Annotated in this window: 18 protein-coding genes and 1 tRNA gene; 11 read left to right on the forward strand and 8 right to left on the reverse strand. The window is 66.6% G+C overall.

Features of this window, described 5'->3' with window-relative positions; translation table 11 throughout:
* Positions 1 to 106: 106 nt before the first annotated feature.
* From LzC2_RS06675 to LzC2_RS06685, 3 genes are all read left to right on the forward strand, one after another.
* Entirely contained in the window at positions 107 to 2782 is a 2676-nt protein-coding gene (locus tag LzC2_RS06675) for a sulfatase (RefSeq protein WP_171185082.1), read from the forward strand.
* A gap of 88 nt (positions 2783 to 2870) precedes the next feature.
* Complete coding sequence (locus tag LzC2_RS06680) at positions 2871 to 3929, forward strand: alpha/beta hydrolase family protein (protein ID WP_171185084.1); 1059 nt, start codon at positions 2871 to 2873, stop codon at positions 3927 to 3929.
* Between the two features lie 132 nt (positions 3930 to 4061).
* Entirely contained in the window at positions 4062 to 4268 is a 207-nt protein-coding gene (locus tag LzC2_RS06685; RefSeq protein WP_171185086.1) for a hypothetical protein, read from the forward strand.
* 212 nt (positions 4269 to 4480) lie between these two features.
* On the opposite strand, the gene LzC2_RS06690 is transcribed toward LzC2_RS06685, so the two are convergent.
* The 3 genes from LzC2_RS06690 to LzC2_RS06700 form a co-directional block, all read right to left on the reverse strand.
* The gene (locus LzC2_RS06690) at positions 4481 to 5731 is read right to left on the reverse strand and encodes a DUF1559 domain-containing protein (protein WP_171185089.1); all 1251 of its coding nucleotides are present in this window, start codon (positions 5729 to 5731) and stop codon (positions 4481 to 4483) included.
* A 971-nt stretch (positions 5732 to 6702) separates the two neighbouring features.
* Entirely contained in the window at positions 6703 to 7896 is a 1194-nt protein-coding gene (locus LzC2_RS06695) for a DUF1559 domain-containing protein (protein ID WP_171185090.1), read from the reverse strand.
* Between the two features lie 84 nt (positions 7897 to 7980).
* Positions 7981 to 9108, reverse strand: coding sequence for a DUF1559 domain-containing protein (locus LzC2_RS06700; RefSeq protein WP_171185093.1), 1128 nt, complete (start codon positions 9106 to 9108; stop codon positions 7981 to 7983).
* A gap of 533 nt (positions 9109 to 9641) precedes the next feature.
* On the opposite strand from LzC2_RS06700, the gene LzC2_RS06705 reads away from it, so the two are divergent.
* Positions 9642 to 11243, forward strand: a complete 1602-nt coding sequence (locus tag LzC2_RS06705) for a sulfatase family protein (protein ID WP_246254819.1) — start codon at positions 9642 to 9644, stop codon at positions 11241 to 11243.
* A gap of 175 nt (positions 11244 to 11418) precedes the next feature.
* Positions 11419 to 11616, forward strand: a complete 198-nt coding sequence (locus LzC2_RS06710; RefSeq protein ID WP_171185095.1) for a hypothetical protein — start codon at positions 11419 to 11421, stop codon at positions 11614 to 11616.
* A 218-nt stretch (positions 11617 to 11834) separates the two neighbouring features.
* On the opposite strand, the gene LzC2_RS06715 is transcribed toward LzC2_RS06710, so the two are convergent.
* Entirely contained in the window at positions 11835 to 13061 is a 1227-nt protein-coding gene (locus tag LzC2_RS06715; protein ID WP_171185097.1) for a DUF1559 domain-containing protein, read from the reverse strand.
* Positions 13062 to 13189: 128 nt separating this feature from the next.
* On the opposite strand from LzC2_RS06715, the gene LzC2_RS22785 reads away from it, so the two are divergent.
* Entirely contained in the window at positions 13190 to 13927 is a 738-nt protein-coding gene (locus tag LzC2_RS22785; RefSeq protein WP_171185099.1) for an AraC family transcriptional regulator, read from the forward strand.
* 153 nt (positions 13928 to 14080) lie between these two features.
* Here LzC2_RS22785 and LzC2_RS06725 read toward each other — a convergent pair.
* Positions 14081 to 14154 (reverse strand) — tRNA-Val (locus LzC2_RS06725).
* 107 nt (positions 14155 to 14261) lie between these two features.
* A complete protein-coding gene (gene lpxK / locus LzC2_RS06730; RefSeq protein WP_171185101.1) occupies positions 14262 to 15428 on the reverse strand; it encodes a tetraacyldisaccharide 4'-kinase in 1167 nt (388 codons plus the stop codon).
* 60 nt (positions 15429 to 15488) lie between these two features.
* On the opposite strand from lpxK, the gene LzC2_RS06735 reads away from it, so the two are divergent.
* Entirely contained in the window at positions 15489 to 16301 is an 813-nt protein-coding gene (locus LzC2_RS06735) for a ribonuclease III family protein (RefSeq protein WP_171185103.1), read from the forward strand.
* Between the two features lie 561 nt (positions 16302 to 16862).
* Here the strand turns inward: LzC2_RS06735 and LzC2_RS06740 are convergent.
* Positions 16863 to 18188 (reverse strand): nucleotide sugar dehydrogenase, encoded by a 1326-nt coding sequence (locus tag LzC2_RS06740; protein ID WP_171185105.1) that lies wholly within the window; start codon positions 18186 to 18188, stop codon positions 16863 to 16865.
* 174 nt (positions 18189 to 18362) lie between these two features.
* On the opposite strand from LzC2_RS06740, the gene LzC2_RS06745 reads away from it, so the two are divergent.
* Positions 18363 to 19016: a hypothetical protein gene (locus LzC2_RS06745; protein ID WP_171185107.1), complete on the forward strand. Its 654-nt coding sequence runs from the start codon at positions 18363 to 18365 to the stop codon at positions 19014 to 19016.
* Between the two features lie 19 nt (positions 19017 to 19035).
* Here LzC2_RS06745 and LzC2_RS06750 read toward each other — a convergent pair whose 3' ends face one another.
* Positions 19036 to 20979: a PQQ-binding-like beta-propeller repeat protein gene (locus tag LzC2_RS06750; RefSeq protein WP_171185109.1), complete on the reverse strand. Its 1944-nt coding sequence runs from the start codon at positions 20977 to 20979 to the stop codon at positions 19036 to 19038.
* Between the two features lie 149 nt (positions 20980 to 21128).
* Between LzC2_RS06750 and LzC2_RS06755 the strand changes: the two genes are divergently transcribed.
* The 3 genes from LzC2_RS06755 to LzC2_RS06765 all read left to right on the forward strand — a co-directional run.
* Entirely contained in the window at positions 21129 to 22355 is a 1227-nt protein-coding gene (locus LzC2_RS06755; RefSeq protein ID WP_171185111.1) for a zinc-dependent alcohol dehydrogenase, read from the forward strand.
* A gap of 127 nt (positions 22356 to 22482) precedes the next feature.
* Positions 22483 to 22827, forward strand: a complete 345-nt coding sequence (locus tag LzC2_RS06760; RefSeq protein WP_171185113.1) for a DUF485 domain-containing protein — start codon at positions 22483 to 22485, stop codon at positions 22825 to 22827.
* 84 nt (positions 22828 to 22911) lie between these two features.
* On the forward strand, positions 22912 to 24613 hold a 1702-nt coding region (locus LzC2_RS06765), incomplete at its 3' end, for a sodium/solute symporter (RefSeq protein ID WP_246254820.1).

The raw sequence follows: 24613 nt of genomic DNA on the forward strand, positions 1-24613 counted from the left end.
CAGCATCGCCGGCGACGGCTGGCGCCGCGAATTACGCTCAACGTGGCGTCGGGCACGCGGCGGCGGCAGAATCTGTGGTCGCTCGCCGCTCGCCCGAGGTTCGCTCATGTCCCGGCTCGTTCCCCTCGCTGCGGTTCTCTTCGCGCTGGTTCCGCCGGCCGGCGCCGCGGAGGTCGCGCCGCCCGGCACGGGGGACGCGCCGCCCAATATCGTCTTGATCCTCGCGGACGATCTCGGTTGGAGCGAACTCGGCTGTTACGGCAACGGCTTTCACGAAACGCCGCACTTGGACCGTCTCGCGGCAGACGGCGTGCGGTTCACGCAGGCGTACGCCGCGGCGCCGGTTTGTTCGCCCGACCGCGCGGCCCTATTGACCGGGCTGGCGCCGGCTCGGCTCGGCATTCTGGATTATCTCCGACCGAACTCCGCGAACGCCCTGCCGACCGACGTTCGCACGCTGCCCGAGACGTTGCAGGAGCGGGGATATCGAACGGGGATGATCGGCAAATGGCACCTCACCGGTTACGAACATCACGGGGCCGAGCGGGAGATCCGGCCCCGCGACCACGGCTTCGACTGGGACGTCGCCCGCGAGGTGAAGGGCGTCGGCAACGGGGCAAACTTCTGGCCCTACGTCTTTCGCGATCAGCCGATTCGCTGGGTCGACCTGCCGGAGAACCGGCTGGGCGAGGAGGAGTATCTCGTGGATCGGATGAACCTCGAAGCGGTCGACTTTATCGAGCGGAACCGGGACCGCCCGTTCTTTCTCTATCTCAGTCACTACGCCCCGCACACGATTCTGAACGGCAAGCCGGAACTCGTTCAGAAGTACCGCGACAAGCACCCGCCCGGCGAGAGCACGCGCAACGCCTGCTACCTGTGTAAAGACCGTGGCTTGGAAGGCGATCCGCTCGACCATTGGGCCGGCGACCATAACCCGCACCTCGCGGCGATGTTGGAGAGCGTCGACGACGGCGTCGGCATGATTCAGGCGAAGCTGAAGGAACTGGGCCTGGCGGAGAACACGATCGTGATCTTCACCAGCGACAACGGCGGCGAAACGAACGTCACCTCGAACGCCCCGCTGCGCGGCGGGAAAAGCGAACTCTATGAGGGCGGAATCCGCGTTCCTTTGATCGTCAGCGGCCCGGATCGTCTACCCGCCGGCGCGATCTGCGAACGGCCGATGATCCATACGGATCTGTCTCCCACGCTCCTGGACGCGATCGACCCGGCGCCCGTCGCCGACGTCACGGACGGCGCCTCGATGTGGGAGGCCTGGATCGATCCCGCCTCCGAGTCCGCCGATCGTTCGCTGCATTGGCATTATCCGCTGGACGGGCCGCATTTTCTGGGCGGACGATCGGCCGGAGCGATCCGCCGCGGGAATTGGAAGTTGATCGAGTTCTACGACGCCGGAACGGTCGAATTATACGACCTCGCCGCGGACCCGGGGGAGCGCCGCGATCTTGCCGCGAGCCGTCCGGAGAAGACGGCGGAACTGCGGTCGGAACTGGCGGACTGGCGAGCGTCGGTCGGGGCGCGGACGCCGTCGGCGCCGTTGCTGGTCGAGCCGAAATCACAGACCTTCGCCGATCATTTCTCGACCGGGCAGGTCAGCGCCCGCTGGCATTTTAACGGCGATTGGGAAGCGACCGACGGCGTGCTCAAACGGGTGCGAACCGGGACCGAGAACACGCGGATCTTCGCCAAGGATCTGGAATACGGCGACTCCCTCGTCCGCTTCGCGTTTCGACTGGGCGAATCGAAGGATCTGCGATTCCTGACCGGCAGCGACGGGCCTTATAACGCGGTCGTTCATATTCGCCCCGATCACTTCCGCATCCAGACCGCGAAGGACGCTCGCGGGCCGTATTCGTCCTACTGGCACGGGGACTGCGCCCACGAGTTCGACCCGGATCGCTGGTACGTGATGACGGTCGAATTTCTCGGCGACCGCCTCGTCGCCCATATCGACCGCGACCACGTCGCCTCGGCGGAACATCCGATCCTCGATCAAACCCGGGATTATTTTGCCTTCCAGGTCGACGACGGCGCCGCGGAGATCGACGACGTCCAACTCTCGACCGTCGGGAAGCACCCCCGCGTCGCGGAAAACTGGCGGGAGATTCAATCCGCCGCGGATCGCCATCCCGTGCCGCGATCGCTGGAGGAGCGGTTGGAGATCGCCGTGACGAACGCCCGCGACCGCCTTTATCGCACGGACGACCGCTACCGGGCGCTGGTCGATCGGGTCGAGGAACTGGATCGGGAACGCGAAGCCGCGTTCCCGATCGTGTATCGCTCCCAGAAGGCGATTCGCCACGACCTCTCCGATCTGCGGCGTCGGCTGCACGAGGAAGATCCTCGCTATAAAGAGCTGTTGTTCGCGACCTTCAAGGCGAAACGAGCGATCGAGGATTATCTGCTGGAACGGAATCCGGAGGTCGGGACGCTGCCTGACAGCCGTCGCAAACGCGCGCTGGATCGGCTGCACAAGGAGTTTCAGAACGACCCGGGATATACGTCGTTGGTCGAAGCGGAGCGCCGGTCGCAGGCACTGTTGGAGAGCGCGTATCCGCAGTTGTTCGTGACCGACGAGCAGATCAACGCCGACCGGGCCCGCCGTCGGGAAGAGGTGAAAGCCGATCCCGCGTTCCAAGCCGCCAACGCTCAGCGGGCCGCGGCGTATCAGGCGCAGGAGGAATATTTGATCTCTCACGACGAGCGCGTGATCGACCTGCGCGCGGAACTCGACGCCGGCGCGGACGGGAAAGAATGAATCGACCGGAACCGAACCGGTCCGGTCGAGGTACCGCCGCGGACGACGGTCTCGCGTCGTCCCCGCCGCCCCGACTTTCGAGCGTCCGATGATCGCCCTCGCTTTCTTCCTGTCGCTGACCCCGCAGGACGGGGCCGCGACGCCGCCGGTTCCTGACGCCGCTCCGCAGGCCGCGGTCGAGACGTACGACCCGCTGGCCGTGGCGGAGGGCGCCGCGGCGGGGGAGCCGATCGATCTCGACGTTCAAGACGCGGATCGCGATCGCGTGATCCCGATTCGCGTGCGGTTGCCGGTGATGGCCTGGACGGGCGTGGCGAAGCCGGCGCCGGTCTTGTTATTCAGCCATGGGCTGGGCGGCAGTCGGGCGGGGGGAACCTATCTTGCGGAGCATTGGGCCGCCCGGGGGTACGTCTGCGTGAACCTCCAGCATCCCGGCAGCGACGAGGCGGTCTGGAAGGAGGCCCGACCGCTGGCTCGAATGGCAGCGATGAAGCAGGCGGCGTCCGGAGAAAATTATTTCCTGCGAGTGCAGGACGTGCCCGCGGTCCTTGATCGGTTGGAGCGATGGAACGCGGAGGAGGGGCATCCGTTGTTCGGTCGGCTCGATCTGAGCCGGGTCGGGATGAGCGGGCATTCCTTCGGCGCCCAAACCACGCAGGCCGTCAGCGGGCAGACGGCCCCCGGGATCGGCCGGCGATTGGCCGCGCTGAAGTTCACCGACGAGCGGATCGACGCGGCGGCGATCTTCAGCCCCAGCCCGCCCAGCCGCGGCGCCCCGGAGCAGGCGTTCGGTTCCGTCGCCGTGCCGTGGCTCTTAATGACCGGCACGAAGGACGACAGCCCGATCGGGCAGCAAACCCCGGAGTCCCGGTTGAACGTCTTCCCGCACCTGCCGGACGCGATCGACCGTTATCAACTCGTGTTGAAAGACGCGGAGCACTCCGCGTTCGCCGACGCGCGCCCCGGGGCCGGCGCCCGCCGTCGCAATCCGAATCATCATCGGGCGATTTTGGCGCTGACGACGGCGTTCTGGGACGCGAACCTGAAACGCGACCCGGCCGCCGCCGCGTGGCTCAACGGCGAGGAGGCGGAACGCGTGTTGGAAGCCGACGACGACTGGCAGGTTCGGCGGGCCGGTCGAGAATAAATCGGCCGCCGTCCGCGTTTTCTGCCTGTTTACAGCGTCGCGGCGATGGCGGCGGTTCGGCGGGTCGATAAAATACGGACCGCATTGCGCTCCGATGCCGTCCGCCTTCGCTTCTGAAAAAGAAAGGCCGTTATGCTCGGCCCTTTATCCCGGTCCGCGTTCCGCGTCCGAGCGCTCCGTTCGTCCCTCGCCCTGCCGACGCTGCTGCTCTTCACCGCCCTCTCCGCAGGCTGCGGGGACAGTATGGAAAGCGGGATGGTGGAGCCCGGCGAAGCGGGGCCGCCGGGATCGTCGCCGCCGCCGGAGGACGATACCGAACCGCCTCCGCCGTTGCAGTAATTCCCGGACGGATCCGTCGATCCGCACGGCGCTCCGGAGGAACGTTATCAGGCGTTCTTGAGACGGCCCGTCGAATCGGAAGGTTCGACGGGCCGTCTTCTGCGCGTCGATTCGTCTGAATAAAATAATAGAAAGCCGCCCCGGTCGGTTCGGAAACCGACCGGGGCGGCGCTGTTTTAGAATGAAGGCGTCGAGGCGGTTCGACGCTTTGCTCAGAAAGCGTCGCTGACGACTTCGCCGCCCTGGCGGGTTCCGAGCGCGCCCCAGGTGCCGTAGTTGCTGGGGCCGCCGATGGCGTTGGGGAGGCTGAGGTCGCCGGTGTCGATCGTTTCCGAGATGAAGTTCACCGAGCCGTCGACGAGGCAAACCTGCACGCCGCCCGCATGATAGGAGCCGGCGGTCATAATGCCGCCCGCCGCATAGCCGTTCCGGGCGCCGCTCCAGCCGCCTTTATCGCAGGAGGGACCGTTCGGCGGCAGAATGGTCATGAACCCGCTGATGGACGGGTAGCCCATCGCGTAGTTCTTCCCCCGGGTATTGTGAACGGCGGCCACTCCGGAGCCGGTTTGATAGAAGCCGGGCTTCGCCCCGCTGGCGGCGGTGACGACGTCCAGGCAGTCTCGCTTGGGATTCATGTATTGGTAGGCCGCGGCGTAGGTCCCCGCCTGCTCCAGCGATTCGACCTGGGCGACGTTGCCGACGTAACTGTTCGCCCCGTCGTCGCGGCCGATTTCTCCGAAGAGCAACGTATTGGAGGAACCGTCTTTGACTCTGTTGATTCCGTAATGATATCGGCCGACGGAGGTCGACGGATTGGTGCCGTAGGCGAAGATGCCCGCCCCCATGCCGCGGAGAGCGGGACGCACTTTCTTGACGAAATATTCGCGGCCGTCGTACATGAGCACCTGTCCGTTATCGCCCCAGTTCAAGCCGTAGTTCGTATTGCCGCTGGCGACCGGAGTCGTGCCGTCCGAGGGGCAGAGCAGGGTTTTGAATTGATAACCGAACGGCGGATAGCCGCGGGCGTCGCTGGGCGATCCCCGGCTGCCGAACGGCGCGAAGGTCGTGACGGTGCCGTCGTCGGCGGTGACGGTCAGCGGTTTGCTGACCTGGTTCCAGTAAGCGGTCTCGTCCAGATAGGGGGCGAGCATCGGGAAGACGCTCCAGTCGCCGCAGATCGCGTTCGCGCCGGAGTACCCGGACGTCGCGCCGGCTCCGCTCAGGCCGGCGGGGAATGTTTTATAGGTGCTGTGGTAGTTGTGCATCGCCAACCCGAGTTGCTTCAGGTTGTTCTGGCACTGGCTTTTGCGAGCGGCCTCGCGGGCCTGCTGCACGGCGGGCAGCAGTAAAGAGACCAAGATCGCGATGATGGCGATGACCACCAGCAGCTCGATCAGCGTAAAGCCGGAGCGAGGCGTTCGCCCGGGAGGGGGCGGTGATTGAAGATGTACGCGGGGGGACATGAGTAAGGTGCTGTCGAAAGCGGAATGCGAAGTTCTTGTCGACGCGAGGAAGCCGACGCCCTGCGGAACGTGCCGGCGGGAGATCGACGAGGCGGAAATTGCGACGTTGATCGGCCGGAGACAAGTTCATTCAGCGGCAATCGATCTTGACAGCAGACAGCGTGCCGAGGCGCCCGGCCGCCGCGGCAGATGGGCGCGTCGGGGCCCTGCCCGGCAGGTCTGACCGAAGGCGAAATCGCGCCGGACGCACTCTATTTGTAGAGACAAGCCGCCTTTGCTCAACGCGGCCCGCGACGTTCCGCCCGACGACTCTTATTCATCGTCGGCAACAAGCGGCGGCGCGCTCCTGCAAGGAGCGACGGCAGGGGCGCCGACGAGGCGGGCGCCGGGCGGGCGGAGCGTGAATTACGAACTCAAAACTCGAGTCAATCCGGCCGGAACGGGCTCGATCGATCGACTATAGGTTCGCCGTTTCTTGAGCGGTTGATAGACTTGGGAATCGCATGACTCATGCGTTCAACACAGCCCGTTTTCCTTCGAGTCCTCCATGATGCCGTCCTTCCGATCGTCGCCCCGGAAACGTCTTGCCGTCCTCACGCTCTTCGCCGCTTTACTGCCGCTGGGGTGCGGCGGGGAAGGAGAAAGCGGAATGGTCGACCCCGGAGTGGAAGGGCCTCCGGAAAGCATCGTCCCGCAGCCGCAAAAGGACTTGCCCGGCTTGGGACCCGGCGCCCGGCCGAAGTCGGATCAGGCCTAATTCAAATGGGGCCTGAGTCGACTGATCGGTCGAACTGATAAGTCGAGCTGACCAAACGCCGCTCCCCCGGCGACCACGACGTGTCCTGAGTCGTTCAAGTCGCCGGGGAGCAAAACAAACGCCGCCCCGGCCGGTTCGAGACCGGCCGGGGCGGCGTCTTTATACTCGTCGGATCGACTGTTCTTCGGCGGATTCAACTCGCCGTCGCAGCGTCTTAGATGTCGCTGACGACTTCGCCGCCGGACCGGGTCCCCAACGCGCCCCAGGTTCCGTACGGGCTGGGGCCGACCGTTCCGTTCGGCTGGGAGGGATCGCCGGCGTCGATCGTGTCGGAGATGAAGCTCACCGACCCGTCGACGCGGCAAACCTGCACGCCGCCCGTGTGGTAGCTCCCCGAGGAATAAATGCCGCCCGCCTCGTAATAGTACCGCGATCCAGACCAGTTCCCGCGGGCGCACGACGGCCCGTTCGGCGGGAGGATCGTCATGAAGCCGGTGATAGCGGGATAGCCCGCCGCGTAATTCTTGCCGCGTTCGGAATGCACGGCCGTCACGCCCGAACCGCTGGTGGGATAGAACCCCGGCGCCGCGGGATTCACGGCGACGTCCAGACAGTCCCGCTTCGGATTTTCGAAGCGATAAGCTCCTGAAACGGTCGTGGTTTCAAGAGAATCGACCTGGCCGACGCTGCCGGCATAAACGCCTTCGTTCTCGTCGCGACCGATCTCGCCGAACAGCAGCGTGTTCGTGGCGCCGTCCTTCACGGCGCTGAGTCCGATGTGAGAGGATGGCTGCCCCGCGCGACCGCCGTAGTAGAACATTCCCTTGCCCATACCCCGGCAAGCCTTCGCCGTCTGGTTCCTCGGCCCGGAGTTCGAGTCGTACATGAGGACTCGCCCGTTGTCGCCCCAGTTCAATGCGTAGTTCGTCGCGCCGGTCGTGACCGGAGGGGTGCCGTCGGACGGGCACAACAGCGATTTGAACTGGTAGGCGAACGGCGGGTAGCCGCCCGTGGTGCCGACTTCAGGCCGCATGCCGAACGGTACGAACGTGGCGCTGGCCGTCGTCAGCGGACTGCTGATCTGACCCCAGTAAGCGGTTTCGTCGAGGTACGGGGCGAGCATCGGAAAGAGGCTCCAGTCTCCCTGCGTCGAGTTCGGTCCGACCGCGCCGGTGGTGCCGCCGAGCCCGCCCATCGCGTCCGGGAAGGTTCTATACGTGCTGTGGTAATTGTGCATCGCCAACCCGAGCTGCTTCAGGTTGTTCTGACACTGGCTCCGACGGGCCGCTTCGCGGGCCTGCTGGACCGCCGGCAGCAATAGCGAGACCAGAATGGCAATGATCGCGATCACCACCAGCAGCTCGATCAGCGTGAAGCCGGTGCGAGCCGAGCGTGGAGTGTTTCGCACGGATGTTAAGGGAAGATGCTTGCGCATGGAGAATCTCGGGAGGAGAGGGGAGGGGAAGGAGGGGTGGGGATGACCGATCGGCGATCAGAAGTCGTCGATCACTTCGCCGCCTTTGCGGGTGCCCAGGGCGCCCCAGGTGCCGTAGGGGCTTTCGCCGGCGGTCACGGGGTTCGTCGTGGCGTTGGGGGTCGTCGCATTGATCGTGTCGGAGATGAACGTCGCCGAGCCGTCGCCCAGAAGCACCTGAACGCCGCCGCTGTGATAGCTGCCGGCCGTCAGGACGCCCGTCGGGGGCACGGCCTCCGCGAGCGTCGAAAAGTCGGCCGTCGGCGCCAGAGGCGTGTTGGTGACGCAACTCGGCCCGTTCGGGGGCACCATCGTGTTAAACCCGGTGAACACGGCGGAGCCGTCCGGATAACGGGCGCCCCGGGGGTAGAGCGTGCCGTTCGGGTAAAAACCGGGGCGATCGGCGTCGGCGCCCGCCGTGATGCAGTCGGCCGCGGTCACGGCGCCGCTCGACTCGATGGCGTTGCCGGCGTGATTATTGTCGTCCGTCCGGCCGATTTCGCTCACCATAATCGTGGACGTCGTACCGTCGCGCAGATCGCGGAGGCCCCGCCAAACCTGCAGGCCGAATACGCCGCGGTTCGCACTGCCGGAGCCGTTGTTGCCTTGCCCGTTATCGCCCCAGTTGGCGGCGTAGTTCGTGTCGGAGATCTCCGAAACCGGGGTGCCGTCGCTGGGGCAGAGGAACACGGAGATCTCCGTGGTCCAGGGCGTGTACTGGGTATTACTGGGTTTCGGCCCCATCGCGGCGTAGTTCACGGCCGTGCCGCCGCTTGGGGGAACGAGCGAAGCCGGCTTGCTGATCTGATTCCACAGGGCCGTTTGATCCATATACGGGAGGATCGGAATCATCCAGCTCAGCCGACGGAAGTTGCCGGGCAGACCGCTTCTCGTGACGTCGTCGGTTCCCCCGCATCCGGCGGGGAACGTCTTATAGGTGCCGTGATAGTTGTGCATCGCCAGCCCGAGCTGCTTTAAATTGTTCTGGCACTGGCTGCGGCGGGCCGCTTCACGCGCCTGCTGAACCGCGGGCAGCAGTAAAGAGACCAGGATCGCAATAATGGCGATCACCACCAGCAGTTCGATCAGCGTGAAGCCGGAGCGCCGGACCGCGGGACTGGAGGAGTCCGAAAGTGTTGTCTGCACGGGGGAAGGCTTGAATTGTGGGACGAATGAGGAAGGGCGCTCTGTCGCTGGAGGCGACGGCGGCGGGAGTGACGGAATCGCGTTGCGGTTCCGCAGCCGGGCGGACGAAGGACATAAATCGTCGGCTCGGAGAAGACATTCTTGGCCGCCGGCGCAAAGGTTGGACAGGAGAAGCCCGTCGCTCAGCGACGGTTTTTGAGCGATTCGGGCGGACAAAACGTCATATAGAACGGCCCATGCGCATCCGCGACGCATCCCTGCCTCAGGCGAGGGCGAAACGGGCTGTCGAGGACGAAATGCGGTCGAAGCGCCCGCCGCCTTGCCCGCCGCTTCGCTCCGTGCGGAGCGTCGCCGTCGCTCGGCCGACTGAACTCGCTCACGACCTCGGTGAACGCAGGCAGTCGAGTCTTCCTCAAGCTCCGGCGGCGCCTCCGCGGGGCTCAACGCCGAAGGAAGCGCCGTTGCATTCGTTCTGACGGGCGAGCGGCGGTAGATTCGGTCATTCCGCTTCCCGCCGCTCGCCCGCTCCGATGATGCCGCTCGCCCGCCGCTCGATGTTCCTCGCCGCACTCCTCACGTTCGGAGCCTCCGCTCCGGCGACGTGCGCGGACGAATCCGCTACGCCGCGGCAGCCGAACATCCTGTACGTCATGTCCGACGATCACGCGGCTCACGCGATCGGGGCGTACGGCGGACGGTTGGCGGGGCTGAACCCCACGCCGAACCTCGATCGCCTCGCCGCGGAAGGCGTGCGGTTCACGAACGCGTTCTGCGGCAACAGCATCTGCGTGCCGGCCCGGGCCACGGTGATGACCGGCCAGCACGCCCATCGTCACGGCGTCCGCACGCTCAACGGCGGTCTCCCGCCGAAGCGGCAGACGTTGGCCCGGATGATGAAAGAGGCCGGCTACGAGACGGCGATGGTCGGCAAGTGGCACCTCAAGGAGGAGCCGGCCGCGTTCGACTTCTATACGGTTCTCCCGGGGCAGGGGCAGTATCACAACCCCACGTTCCGCGTGAGGGGACCGAAGCCGTGGCCGCAGAACGAGTTTCAATTCAACCGCTACGACGGCATCCACTCCTCCGAGGCGATCACGGAGCTGTCCCTGAAGTGGTTGAAGAACCGCAAAGCCAAGGGCAAGCCGTTCTTCCTGATGCACCACTTCAAGGCGCCGCACGACAACTTTCAAAACGCGGAACAGTACGACTTCCTTTATGAGAACGCCGAGATCCCCGAACCCGCGTCCCTCCGCAACCGCGAGGGCTTCGGACCGATCGGGCGCCCGCAATACGGCACCTCCGTCGGCCCGCGGAACGAACGCCGCAACATGGGGCACCATATGTTCGTCGATCCGTCGCTCTCCGCGGAGGACTACACCGGCGAGTCCTATCGCCGTTACCTGACGAAATACCTCCGCACCGTCCGCGGCTTGGATGACAACTTCGCGAAGCTGATCGACCACCTCCGCGAGACCGGCGAGCTGGAGAATACGATTATCTTCTATACCTCCGACCAGGGCTTCATGCTGGGCGAACACGACCTGATCGATAAACGCTGGATGTACGAGGAATCGCTGCGGATCCCGCTGATCGTGCGCCTGCCGGAGTCCTTCCGGGCGCAGTTCCCCGCGGCGCCGGCCCCCGGTTCCACGGAGGACGCGTTCGTCGGCAACGTCGATTACGCCCCCACGCTGCTGGACCTCGCGGGCGTCGCGGCCCCGACCGGTCCCGGCGAAGACGGGATGGACGGGACGAGCTTCGCCCCGCTGTTGCGCGGGGAGGAGCAGGATCGGCCGGAGGAGGCCTATTACCGGTACTGGATGAACATGACGCACCACGACGTGCCCGCCCATTACGGGGTGCGGACGCCGGATTATAAACTCGCCTTCTTCTACGGCCTCCCCCTCGACGCCCGCGGCGCCCTGCCGGAGAAGGTCGAGCCGTACTGGGAACTGTACGACCTGAACGAAGATCCCGAAGAGCAGCACAACGTCATCGCCGACCCGAATTACGCCTCCGTCGCCCGCAACCTCCGCGACCGCTTGAACGCCCTGCGGGCAGACGTCGGCGACACGGACGCGAAATACCCGGAGGTTCTCCAACGGGCCGAATCGAGCTGGCCGGTCGTCGATTAGTCGATTAACGGAGAGCAGCGAGCCGGTCGTCGCGGCGCTGATCGTTCCGTATTGAAACCGTCTCAAGACGGCCTTCACGTTGGTTTCGCGGCGGCTCAATGATAATCTGCACGCCCGTCTCGGACCGGCAAGTCCCGGTCCACTTTGTCTCACAACCTTCCTGAGAGCTGCCGGTATGAAGTCTCCGCGTTTTCTGTCCTGGAAGGCGCTGACGCCGCGGATCGCCGCCGCGGTCGTGGCGCTGTCCGCCGCGCTGCTGCCGATCGGCTGCTCCGGCGAAGGGGAGAGCGGGATGGTCGATCCCGGCGAGGAGGGACCGCCGGAATTGATGGAGGCGCCTGATAACCCGACCCAGCCGCCGCCGCTGCAGTAACGATCTCCCCCGGCAGTCATTTGGGGGACCGGCGAACGAACGAACGTCGATCAAATAAGCGCCGCCCGCCGGAACCCGGCGGGCGGCGTTTTCGTTTCCGGAAGCCGCACCGTGAATAGAGCCGGGCTCGGACGCCTACGAAAACGCCCCGGTCGAACCGTGCGGTTCGACCGGGGCGGATGTTCGCATTCGCGGCTCGTCGACGCTGACGACCTGTTTCAGAACGCGTCGTTCACCACTTCGCCGCCGCTGCGGGTGCCCAAGGCGCCCCAAGTGCCGTAGTTCGACGGTCCCGAGGTGGCGTTGGGCAGGGAGGGGTCGCCGGCGTCGACCGTCTCGGAGATGAATTTCACGGATCCGTCGGCCAGCGTCACCTGCACGCCGCCGGAGTGATAACTGCCGGCGGTGTAGATCCCGCCGCCCGAATAGCCGTAGCGGGCGCCGCCCCAGTTGCCCGTGGCGCAGGAGGGTCCGTTCGGCGGAAGGATCGTCATGAACCCGGTGAGCGAGGGATATCCCATCGCGTAGTTCCTGCCGCGCTCGTTATGCACCGCCGACACGCCGCTGGCGGTTTGATAGATGCCCGGCGTGGTGGTGGCGGTCGCGATGTCGAGGCAGTCGCGCTTGGGGTTCTCGTAACCCTTCGCCGTGCCGGAATCGAAGACCGCCAGGGAGTCCACCTGGGCGACCGCTGCCTGGAAGGAGTTGTCGTCCCCGCGACCAATCTCTCCGAACAGAATCGTGTTCGTGGTCCCGTCTTTGATCGACGTGATGCCGAAATGCGTCGCTCTCGCCAGACCGTCGGAGGCGAAACCGATCTGACCGGCGGCCATGCCGCGGCAGGAACGTTTGTTCTTCGAGACGTAATTGCGGTCGTAGGTGATCACCTGGCCGTTGTCGCCCCAGTTCACGCCGTAGTTCGTGTTGGCGCTTCCCTCGGCCTCGGTGCCGTCGGAGGGGCAGATGAGCGTCTTGAACTGGTAGGCGAACGGCGGGTAACCGTTGCTGGTGTTGACGTTCGGCCACATCCCGAAGGGGACGAATTCGTTGTTCACGCTGCCGTCGGTGTTGTACGTCGTGAGGGGCTGGCTGATCTGGCCCCAATACGCGGTTTCATCCAGTTGCGGAGCCAGCATCGGGAACATGCTCCAGTCTCCGACCGTCCCGCGAGGGCCGGAGAATCCGCCGCCCGGGGCCGCGATGCCGCCCGTGGCGGCGGGGAACGTCTTCCAGGTGCTGTGGTAGTTGTGCATCGCCAGCCCGAGCTGCTTCAGGTTGTTCTGGCACTGCGCTCGGCGAGCGGCTTCGCGGGCCTGCTGGACGGCCGGAAGAAGCAGGCTGACCAGGATCGCGATGATGGCAATGACCACCAGCAGTTCGATCAGCGTGAACCCAGATCGGCGCCGCTGCGGCTGCGGCGCGGCGCGGTCGGATGAGGGATGCATGATTCGTTCTCTCAAGAGAGAGGGAAGGGAAGGGGCGAAATGCGCAACATGTGCGAGTTTAGATCAACCCACCCGGCCCATCTTGACACATTCTCGACTCGACGCTCCAAAATGCGCACAATCAAACGGTGACGTCCCACGAACCCCTCGCCGCGCTTCTCGCCAGCCTCGCCGAACCGTTTACGGCGGAGTCGATCTTCGACCGCTTCCAGGACGTCGTTTACTTTATCAAGGACGCGGAGTGCCGCTATGTCGCCGCCAACGAAACGCTTATGGAACGGTGCGGAGTTCGGCGGCGCTCGGAAATGCTCGGCCGGACCGCGGAAGAGGTGTTCCCCCCGCCGCTTGGGCGCCGGTTCACCGTGCAGGACCGGGCGATCCTGCGTTCGGAGAAGCCGCTCATCGGCAAGTTGGAGCGACACCACTACGCGAATCGCAGCGTCGGCTGGTGCCTCACCGATAAATATCCGCTGAGCGCGCGGGGCGGGGGGGCGGCCGGAATCGTCGGCTTCTCGCGGGATCTCACCCACCCGAACGAGTCCGGCGAGGATTATCGCCACATCGCCGAAGCTGTCGCGTTCGCCTCACGGCGACTCGCCGAGCCGGTCAACGTGCTTCAGATGGCTCAGGTGGCGGAGCTTTCGCGGTATCAGCTGGATCGACGCATGAAGATCGCGTTCGGCCTGAATAGCGGCCAATGGCTCCTGAAGCAGCGGATCGACCTCGCCTGCCGGAGACTCACGTCGACGGACTCCGCGATCGCCGCGATCGCTTTGGAGGTCGGCTATGCCGATCAAAGCGCGTTCTCGCGGCAGTTCCGCCGAACCACGGGCATGACTCCGGGCGAGTACCGCCGGTCGATGTGAGCCGCTGTCCGGCGAGGCGAACGGCTCCGATTCCTGGCGCCCCCCCCCGGCCTCAGACAATGAAAAACGACCGCGGGGAGCCGAAGCTCCCCGCGGTCGTGATGCTCATCCCGGCGCCCGCACGGACAAGTCGTGGGGAACGCGGACAATGAGTGGACGCGGGCAGACTCGAACTGCCGACCTCCACGATGTCAACGTGGCGATCTAACCAACTGATCTACGCGTCCGGGTGTTCCACCGTCCTCGTCGCGAAACAAACTCGCGACGAGGGCGGCGAACCGGCGGACACGATAGGTCGCCGCGGGTTCGGGGTCAATCGCCCGGCGCGTTTCGCTTACGCCGCCCAGCGAAGCGCGGCTCGGGGCGGCTCGGCGGTTGCGCTTCCCGATCCAGCAAGCGGCGCGGCGACGGAGGTTCCCACGGCCTGCGTCAGGGCCGCGGTCACCTCTTCATCCCCGTGCGGATAGGTCGCGGCGATCCGCACGGCGAGGATCGGCAGCGAGGGATTGAACCCTGCGAACGCCGCGGTCCGCAGCTTCACGAGGTCTTTCTCCGTGCAGAGCACGGCCTGCCCTCCCGCCGCCGCCGCCCGCCGCAGAATCGCGTCGAGGTCGGCGGGGGTGTGGGCGTGGTGATCGGGGCGCGGTTCGAACGAGACGATCTCCGTGCCCAGCCCCTCCAGCGTGGCCCGGAAGCCGGCCGGGTTGCCGATGCCGCAGAACGCCCCCACCGTGCGCCCGCGGACGCGATCGAGGGAAACCGTGCGACCGTCCACCTGCACCAGCGACGCCGGCGTGAAGGCCACGGGGACGACCGGCGTGTCCCCCACGTGATCGGAAAGGGCGGTTTCCACGGCGGCCCGGTCGTCGTCGCTGACGGCGTCGCAGCGGGTCAGCAGGATCAATCCCGCCCGCCGGAGCGAGCCGATGCCCTCCCGCAGCAGGCCGGCGGGCAGCAGGCGACCGCGGCAGTTCGGCCGGTTCAGGCTGCCGGGGCCGAAGGGAGCCGTCGCGTCGATCAGCGCCACATCGAGGTCGCGGCCCAACCGGCGATGTTGGAAGCCGTCGTCCAGCACCAGGCAGTCCGCCCGATGCTCCCGCAAGGCGAGCGCCGCCCCGGCGACGCGGTCCGGGTTCTGCACCTGCGGGATGCCGGGCATCAAGGCGTCCAGCAGCAGCTTCTCGTCGTTCGCCCCCTCGCCCGGCAGTGCCTTATAGCCACGGGAGAGGGTCGCCGGCCGCTTGCCGGCGGCCTTCAGACGAAGACAGAGGTCGGCGACGATCGGCGTTTTGCCGGTTCCGCCGCAGGTCAGGTTTCCCACGGAAATCACCGGCGCCCCGGCGTCGTGCGTGCGCTTCCACCCCGAATCGAACGCCCGATTGCGGAGCCGCATCGCGATTCCGTACGGCAGCGTCGCCGATAGCAGGGCGAGCCGCGCCGCCGCCGCGAGCGGCCCGCGCGTGCGGCCGGAGATCAGGTTGAGGTAGGCGGTTTCAGTCACGGGATCGGCATACTACGCGGAGGACGGACTGCGGAAGGCAGAACCCGCGGGGCGGTCGGTATGATCGCGCCCCTCCGCCTTCCGCCCTTCCCATTCGCTTTGCCGAACGCCCCGGACACCGCCGCTCTCGAAGCCGCCCTCGGTCATGTGTTCCGCGATCGGGCGCTGTTAAAGCGGTGTTTGACGCACTCGTCGATCGCCCGCACCTCGCTGGACTCGAACGAACGGCTCGAGTTTTTGGGCGATGCGATCCTCGGCGCCGCGGTGTGCGAACGGCTGTACGTCGCCCGGCCGGATCTGCCGGAGGGGGAACTGACGAAGCTCAAAAGCGCCCTCGTCTCCCGCCGCAATTGCGCCCTGCTGGCGGATCGGTTGGAATTGGAACCGCTGATCCGCACCGGCAAGGGGCTCGCGGGCGCCCAGCGGGCCACCGGGCGGCCGGGCCGGGTGCCCCGCAGCGTGCTGAGCAACGCGATGGAGGCGGTGATCGCCGGGGTGTATCTCGACGGCGGCTGGGAGGCGGCCCGCGACTGCGTGAACCGGTTGCTCGACGCCGCGGAAAACGACCCGGCGCCGCCTCCCTCCCATGCTCTCCCCGGTTCGCCGTCGCCGCTAGGCGGCGCGCCGGATGCACGCCGGGGGGCGGACGGCGTGAACTACAAGAGCCGGCTGCAACATCTCGCCCAAACCGCCGGCCATGGCCCGCCGAGCTATGAGATGCTGGAGATCGGCGGCCCCGATCACGCTCGCACGTTCACCGTCCGCGCCGTGATCGCCGGCGAACGCTACATGCCGGGCGTCGGCGGCACGAAGAAGGCCGCCGAACAAGCCGCCGCCGCCGCCGCCCTGGCGGCGATGGAGGGGGAGGGATGATCGTGCAGCATATCGACGTGGGCTGGACCAAAGCGAGTCGCGGTGGTCCCGGCGCGGTCGCTCGCAACTGTGTGCCGGAGGCGTTGTTGCTTCCGCCAGACCGGCCGCGGTACGACGGATTGCACACGACTCGACTGCATCAAGTGCGGTTCGGGGAACGTAATGGGTTCGCCGCACCGCTCACTGAATCTTTAGAGGCGCTTGGGGCGGAGGCCGCCGTTCGTTTGGGCAACGCCATGATTTCGCGATCCGGCAGTGACGTAACGCTGCAAATCGACTGGCGAGCCGGCGTCCCTCGCCGGGGTAGGGGTAACCTGTACCACCCCGGTCCCGACCCGGAGCCTGAACTGGTGGTTCTTCCTGGGCAGTGGGCAAGAGCGGTTTATAACCTTCGGAATACTGGCATGGACTGTGGCCGGTGGTGGTACGAACGCCATACGGTGAACGTCGCAAATCTCGACCCTGCCGCGGCGCCCGCCAATTTGTTCACGCGATCCGAACCCGCGGCGGAGTGGCGAAACCTCGCGTGGTTGCGGTGACAGGCTGCCGTGCCCAACCTCTCTACGCCTTGACCACCGTGCCCAGCGATTCCAGGCCGCGGGTGGCGCCGCGGGTGTCGACGACCAGCGGGGCGTGACGGACGAGTTCCTCGTAATCGACCGCGTCGTGATTCGTCGCGATCAGGGCGCAATCGAGCGACCGCAAAAACTCCGGCGTCAGCGGCGTGCTGTGCAGCGGGGGGAAGTCGTAATCCCGCTTCGTGGGCATCGTCGCGACGTGCGGGTCGTGATACGACAACTCGGCGCCCATGTCCCGCAGGCGGTCCATCAATTCAAAGCTGGGGCTCTCACGGCTGTCGTCGACGTTCTTTTTATACGCCAGTCCCAGCACGCAGATCTTGCTGCCGCGGACCGGTTTGCTCGCGTCGTTCAGGGCCGTCACGACCTTGCCGACGACGTATTCCGGCATCGAGGTGTTCACCTCGCCGGCGAGTTCGATAAACCGCGTGTTCAACCCCTGCCGACGGGCCAGCCAGGTGAGATAAAACGGGTCGATCGGGATGCAGTGCCCGCCCAGCCCGGGGCCGGGATAGAACGCTTGGAAGCCGAACGGCTTCGTTTTGGCCGCGTCGATCACCTCCCAGACGTCGACGTTCATGCGGTCCAATAAGACCTTCAATTCGTTGACCAACGCGATATTCACCGCCCGGTAGGTGTTCTCCAGAATTTTGCAGGCCTCCGCGACCTCCGGCGAACCGACCGGGATCACCTTCACCACCGCCGCTTCGTACAGCAGGCAGGCGAGTTCGCCGCTGAGTTCGTCCAGCCCGCCGACGACCTTGGGGATGCCGGCGGCCGTATAATCGGGGTTGCCGGGGTCTTCGCGTTCGGGGCTGTAAGCGAGGAAATAATCCTCGCCCGGCTTTAGGCCGCTCTCGGCGAGAATCGGCAGCAGCACGTCGCGGGTGGTGCCGGGGTAGGTCGTGCTTTCGAGCGCCACCAGCTGCCCCGGACGCAGCGCTTTGGCGATCGCGCGGGCGCTGCTTTCGACGTAGGAGAGGTCCGGATCGCGGGCGTCGGTCAGCGGGGTGGGAACGCAGATCAGCAGCACGTCCGGTTCGTTCAGACGGACGAAATCGTCCGTCGGCTCGAAGGCTCCCTCCCGCAGCCAGCCTTCGATTTTCGAGCCGGGCACGTGCTTGATATAGCTGCGGCCGGCCAGCAGGGCGTCGACCTTCTTGCGGTCGACGTCGAACCCGATCGTCTTGAAGCCGGCGTTGATAAAGGCGTCCAACAGCGGCAGGCCGACGTACCCCAACCCGATCACGCCCACCCGGGCGGTGCGATTTTTGAGAGCGGTGCGGAGGGCGTCGGCGGCGGCGGTCATGCCGGCACTCTATTCGACGCGTCGGGGCAACGTCAGCCGAAGTCCCGCGTTCCATGCCCGCGAACGGGCGCCCTCTTGTGGAGGCGGGGGCGCCGGCCGACAGTGAGGCGTCGGTCGGGCGCCCCGCCGCCCGCCGTTTCCCCGCATTTCCAAGCTGTCTGAAGGGCCTCGACGATGACGAAGACCGCTTTCCCGGCCGTCCTGACGCTGTGCGCGATCGGCCTCCTCGCCATCCCTGGACCGGTCGGTTCGCTCCCGGCGCAAGAGGGTTCGGCCGACACCGAAACGGCCGCCGACCTGATTCCGTCGCCGACTCGCGACGACGTGCCGGCGCGGTTCCAGATCGTCGTGACGGAATACCGGCTCGACTCGCCGCCCGCGCCGACGGCGACCGCGGCGGAGATTCTGGAGCGGTTGAAGTCCGGCGACGGGGCGGCCGTGACGGATTCCGTGCGACTGACCGCTTCGGTCAGGCAAAAGGCCCAAGCGCAGTTCGGTCGCACCGCCTATGTCGTCACCGGGCGTACGTTCGCCGGTCGAGGAGAACCGGTGAAGAGTTTCAGCGCGACGCATTTCGGCACGATGGTGGAGGCGACGGTCATGCCGCAACGCGGCGCCTACGAAGTCGCGCTGAACTACGAGGTCTCTCGCCCGGAACGCCCCGCGGACGCCGCGGGCGCCGAGGACGAAACGCCCCCGGGGATGCAGACGTTCAACGTGCAGACCGCGCTGCCGGTGCAACTGGGACGCCCCGCATTGATCGCCGGGCACAGCGGCGACGCCGTGGCTCTCACCCTGACGGTGACGCAGAACGATCCCGCGAACTAAGGACGGAAACCCGCGGTTCTCACCCGTACCGCCACCACAGCAGGCCGCAGCCGACGCCGTAGCTTGCGGCGAACCCCAGCGTGCCGCAAATGATCTCGATCGCGATTACGTTCCAGCCCGCGCCGGGTCGCTCGTTCTTCGACCAACGGCGAACCAGCAGGACAAACGGCGCCGCAGCGGGCGGGCCGGCGAGGAACGACCACTCGAACGCCAGCCCCAACCGCTTACAAAGCCAATAGTACAGCCCGAACAGCGCCGCCAGCGCGACCACGGCCACGTCGTCCGTTCGCCGCGCCTTCGCCCGGGTCGCGATCAACGCCGTGGCCCACAGCGCCGCGTGCAACGCCAACGGCCAGGTGAACTGGAACGAGCCGAAGGCGTGCCCGATCGCCGTCGTCCCCGCGGCGCCGAGAAGAAACGCCAGCGGCGGCCACCACAGCCGAAAACGACTGGCGAACGGGCGAGCTGATGCTCGGCCGAACGTCCCCGCGAACCCCAAAGCGAGGGCGGCGCTGGCCCACAGCAGCCCGACGCAGAGGACGAACCAGTCCCGCAGCATCGTGCGGGTGGGGGCGTCCATCATGTATTCCGGCTCCGCCGGGAGGACGGTGGCCGTCCATTGCCGCGGGGGAGTCAGGTCGCCAGTGGTACGGGAGTCTGCGGGAGTCGCCGACTCTCTGTTGTCTCTCTCCGGGCCGTCGGTGACTCGCACGGCGACGGCCCGGTCCTGATGGCGGGCGAACAGCACGCTGCGATTCAACAGCGGCTTCGTCCAGACCACCGCGCCCGGCAGCAGCGGCGTGCGACCCAGTTCCTCGTATCGCTCCGGGTTTGCGGCGGCGAGGATCAGCTGGCCGGAATCGTTGAGCATCAGCAACCGCGGTTCCCCGTTCGCCCCCGCTGCCACGAGGATCGTGCTCTGACCGATCGCCTCCGGCTCCGCTTCGCGGCGAGCCTTCATCGTGCCCACGGTCCAGCGTTCCTCGCCGGTGAGGAAGTCCACGCAGCGAAACGCTCCGCGGCTGGGCCGATGCGGCTTCGCCTGCACGTCCTGGATATCGAATCCGTACAGGCTGTCGCCGACGAGGACGGAGCTGCACACGTCGTTGCTCAGCAGGTCGCTCACCCAGATCTGCCGGACGCCGGGCGGGTCGTTCGTGACCTCGAACAATTCCGACCCCGCTCGGAACGGTCCGCTGATCCACAGGTGCGGCTCTCGATAGATCGGCAGGGCAGCGTGTTCGTCGTAGCCGTCGGAGAGCCGCTCCCGCCACAATTGCTCCCCCGTCTGCCGATCGAAGGCGACGAGGGCATTGCGTAGATAGCCGAGAACCAGCGGTCGCCCGTCCAACTCGATCGGGATCGCCGGGCAGTGGCTGGCTTGGTCGGCGCCGGCGTGCCAGATCGTCTGCCCCGTCCGCGGGTCGAGCGCGACCATCGCCGCGTCGTCGCCCCCGACCGGTAGAAACAGGCGACCGTCAGCGAGAACCGGCGGGCAGGAGTAGCCGAACTCCACCTCCTCCGCGGCGAAGCGTTCATAGAGGCTGAACCGCCAAACGACCGCCCCGGTCGCGGCGTTCAAGCAGCCGATCGTGCCGTGCGGCTCCGTGTAGTAGACCCGTTCGCCATGCACCAACGGCGTGGAGCGCGGGCCGGGATAGAGGCCGGCGGGGTTCCAGGCGTTCGCCGTGCGGCGTTCCCAACGCGTCTCCCCGGTCGCGGCGTCGAGGGCGATGACGGACTGCCCCAGCAGGGTCTGACCCTGCGTGAACAGCGTTTCGCCGTCCGCGGAGGCGGCGAAACCGCTGTAGCCCTGCCCGAAGTCCGCCTCCCACAGCACCGGCAGACCGTTCGCGGGGAAGGCGTCCGGCAGCGTTTCGTCGGGGCCCGTTCCAGCACCGGGTTCGGCGCCGGGATTCAGGGCGAAGAGCAGGGCGGCGGCGAGGGGGAGGCACGGCGTCACTCCGTCAGCGTACCCGTCTTTCAGTGGGGAATGTCCGCCGGTGAAGGCCCCGCACGGCGACCGGCGCGATTCCCGTGCCGCTCTGACGCTGCGGGCGAAACGATCGAGGCTCCCCTCGCTCCGTTCGTTTCCCCCCACCGAGCGCTCCCATGAAAGCCGTCGTTTGGCATGACATCGGCGACATTCGTCTCGACACCGTCTCCGATCCCACGATCCAGGAACCCACCGACGCGATCGTTCGGCTGACCGCCAGCGCGATCTGCGGGACGGATCTGCACTTCGTCCGCGGCACGATGCCCGGCATGCAGGCTGGCACGATCCTCGGGCATGAAGGCGTCGGCGTGGTGGAGGAGGTCGGCAAGAACGTGCGGAACCTGTCCGTCGGGGATCGCGTCGTCATTCCCTCCACCATCGCCTGCGGCCACTGTTCCTACTGCCGCAGCGGCTATCAGGCCCAGTGCGACGAGGCGAACCCCAACGGGAAGGACGCCGGCACCGCCTTCTACGGCGGTCCGACGAGCAGCGGCCCGTTCGACGGGTTGCAGGCCGAGTACGCCCGCATCCCCCACGCCGCCACGGGGCTGGTAAAGCTCGGCGAAGCGGTGACCGACGATCAGGCGATTCTGATCTCCGACATCTTCCCCACCGGTTACTTCGGGGCGGAGATGGCGGGCGTCGAACCGGGCGACACCGTCTGCGTGTTCGGCTGCGGGCCGGTCGGGATGTTCGCGATTCTGTCCGCCCAATTGATGGGCGCCGGCCGGGTGCTCGCCGTGGACTGCGTGCCGGATCGCCTCGCCAAAGCCCGCGATCGCGGGGCGGAGGTCATCAACTTCAATGAAGAAGACCCGGTTCAGGCGATCAAAGAGCTGACCGGCGGCATCGGCGTGGACTGCGCGATCGACGCCGTGGGCGTGGACGCCGAACCCCCGACCGCCGGCCCCGCCAAGGCGGAGGCCGACAAGCTGGCGCAGGAGTTCCGCCTCGAAGTCCGCAAGGCCGCCCCGAACGCTCAGCCGGACGGCGACCGCAGCGCCGGCGACTGGGTGCCCGGCCAGGCGCCCAGCCAGGTGTTGCGATGGGCGGTCGAGGGATTGGCGAAGGCCGGGGCGCTGTCGATCATCGGCGTCTACCCGCCGACGGCGATGGTGTTTCCCATCGGTCAGGCTATGAACAAAAACCTCACCATGAACATGGGCAACTGCCATCATCGGCATTACATCCCAAGGCTCGTGGAACTGGTGCAGGCCGGCCGCGTGCGGCCGACGGACATCCTCACTGTGCAGGACGAATTGACGGACGCGATCACCGCGTACAAGCAATTCGACGAGCGCAAAGCCGGCTGGATGAAGGTGGCGCTGGACCCGGCCGCCTGAGGTTGCGGGTCGTCCGTCCCTCCCGCCCCGCAAGCCGGCGAATCGCCGTCCCGCGGGTCGGAGTGAGTGGCGAAGCGACAGGCGGGGCCGCACACTGCGGCCCCGCCCCTCGTATGCGTTCGTTCCGATGTCCTCCGACAGCCCTGCCCCGCTGCCCGCCGATCCGGGACCGGGGATTCCGTCCTCCGCCGACCCGGCCGCGTCCGCCGCTCCGGATTGGGTTCCGCCGCCGGAGGAGTTGTTGACGTATAACGCCAAGCTGGGGCTGGTATTGTTCGCGGTTTATACGTCGCTGTACGCGAGCTTCGTGCTGGTCAGTGCGTTCTGGGTCGATTGGATGGGCGTGCTGTGGGGCGGGGTGCCGGCGAGCGTCTGGACCGGGTTCGGACTGATCGCCTTCGCGGTGTTTCTGGCGGTTTTATATGGGGTTATGGCGCGTGACGAGTTGCAAGGCGAAAGGGGCGAGGCGTAAGGCGACAGTCCTGAACGCAACGTCTCCCCGGTCTGCGGGATTATTCCCACTTACGCCTTACGCCTTTCTCCTCGCCCCTCAAGAATGCAGCACGAAGCCTCCCTCACCGCCGTCGTCATCTTCGGGCTGTTCGTGGCCGGGACGTTGATTTTGTCTTGGTGGCTGGGCAAACGCACCAAGGGCGCCAGCGGCTATTTCGCCGCCCACGGGCAGATCCCGTGGTTCGTCAACGGCGTGGCCTTCGCGGGGGATTATCTCTCCGCGGCGAGCTTCCTGGGCATCTGCGGGATGATCGCCTTCTACGGCTACGACGGCTTCCTGTATAGTATCGGCTTTCTGGCCGGCTGGGTGGTGGCGCTGTTCGTGATCGCCGAGCCGATGAAGCGGCTCGGCAAGTTCACCTTCGCGGACGCGCTCGACGCCAAGTTCAATTCCAAGGGCATCAAGATCGCCGCGGGGCTGAGCACGCTGGCCGTCAGCGTGTTCTATCTGATCCCGCAGATGGTCGGCGCCGGGGCGCTGGTCACCCCGCTGCTGGGCCTGCCGCACTGGGCCGGCGTGACGCTGGTCGGCGGGGTGGTGATCGCGATCGTGACGACCGCGGGGATGGTCTCCACGACCTGGGTGCAGTTTATTAAAGGCGGGTTGCTGGTGGTATTCAGCACGATCCTGGTGGGGATGGTGCTGTGGCGGGGATTGAACGAGACGGGCAGCCCTTACCCGACGACGTACGCGGTCTCGGAGGACGGCTCCGCGGTGGAAATCTCCGTCTCGGCCCCCCCTTGGGCGAGGATCCAACCGCTCGGCGAGGACGAATCGATGCCGCTGGGACGCTATACCAGCTCCACGGCCGTGCCGCCGGAGGGCTCGCTCGGCCCGGTCGAATATCTCCGCGCCTTCGGCGAGGGCGAGATGATGCTGCCGCGGACCGTCGACGGGCCGCCGCCCCTCGAATCGCCGAATCTCGACCCGGACGCCGCGGTGATCACGGAAACCCCCGTCGCCGGCCGCACGCTCCTCACCCCCGGCAACCACCCCAAGTTCGCCGACATCAAATCCGACGAACTGCTCGGCAAGATCAACTTCCTGTCCTTGATGCTGGCCCTGTTCTGCGGCACCGCCAGCCTGCCGCATATCTTGATTCGGTATTACACCGTCAAGGACGCCGCGGCGGCCCGCAAATCGACGATCGTGGGGATCATCGTCATCGGGTTTTTCTACGTCCTGACGCTGTTTATCGGCTTGGGCGCGATGACCAGCGGCGCCCTCGACCCCACCGACAGCAACATGGCCGCCCCGCTGTTGGCCCGGACCTTCGGCGAGTGGTTGTTCGCCTGCATCAGCGCCGTGGCCTTCACCACGGTGCTGGGGACCGTCAGCGGCCTGATCCTCGCCAGCGCCGGCGCCGTGTCGCACGACCTGATGACCCACGGCCTGGGGATCGAGATGGACGAGAATCAGCAGGTCCGCGTGGCGAAGTTCGCCAGCGTGGCCGTGGGGCTGATCGCGATCGGATTGGGGATCGCCTTTCAGGGGATGAACGTCAGTTATCTGGTCGGCTGGGCGTTCAGCGTGGCGGCCAGCGCCAACCTGCCGGCGCTGGTCTGCATCCTGTTCTGGAAGGGCACGACCGCCCGCGGCGTGATCGCCGGCGTGACGGTGGGGATGCTCAGTTCGCTGGCCTGGATCCTGCTCTCCAGCGACACCTTCGAGAAGGTCTACGGCCTGGATCCGGCCGACGCCCTGACCCCCTTCACGCAGCCGGGCCTGGTGACGATCCCGCTGG

Source organism: Alienimonas chondri, assembly GCF_013036045.1.
GTDB classification, from domain to species: domain Bacteria; phylum Planctomycetota; class Planctomycetia; order Planctomycetales; family Planctomycetaceae; genus Alienimonas; species Alienimonas chondri.